At 48.1% G+C, this 563-nt stretch carries 1 protein-coding gene; it reads right to left on the bottom strand.

What is annotated here, in order from left to right:
• Positions 1–563 (bottom strand): VCBS domain-containing protein (locus tag AB4323_RS00010; RefSeq protein WP_372151316.1); only part of this gene is annotated, 563 nt, incomplete at both ends.

Below are 563 nucleotides of genomic sequence, written 5' to 3'. Positions count from 1 at the left end.
AAATGGAATCGGGTGTGAACGCATTGTCTGGGTTATCCACGTCGATACTGGTTAGGGTGCCTGAGGTGGTTACCGCTCTGTCGGTTTCATCGATGGCGACGGTCGCACTGCTAACAGTGGCTTTGTCATTAGTGCCGTTAATCGCGACTTTAATGGTCGAAGGTGTGCCATCAACAGACGATACAGTGAAGGTTTCTTCGACTTTATCGCCGATGTTTAATTGATTAAATGCGCTGTTAGCGGTGAAGAACCAATGACCATTGGCATCAATAGTCAGGTCACCGTTGGTACCTGAAATAGAATCCGGTGTAAACGTGTTGTCTGGGTTATCCACGTCAGTACTGGTGAGGGTTCCAGAAGTTGTTATAGCGCTGTCCGTTTCATCCACACTGACTGTTGCGGTACTGACTGTCGCTGCATCGTTAGTACCGTTAATCGTGACTTTAATGGTCGAAGGGGTGCCATCAACGGAAGTGACGGTAAAGGTTTCTTCGACTTTATCGCCGACGTTCAGTTGATTAAACGCGCTGTTGGCGGTGAATACCCAATGACCATTGGCATCA

This window comes from Vibrio sp. 10N.261.52.C11 (genome assembly GCF_041471405.1).
In the GTDB taxonomy this organism is placed as follows: Bacteria; Pseudomonadota; Gammaproteobacteria; order Enterobacterales; family Vibrionaceae; genus Vibrio; species Vibrio crassostreae_C.
The sequence above is the reverse complement of the archived record's forward strand: the minus strand, read 5'-3'. Positions and strand labels throughout refer to the sequence as shown.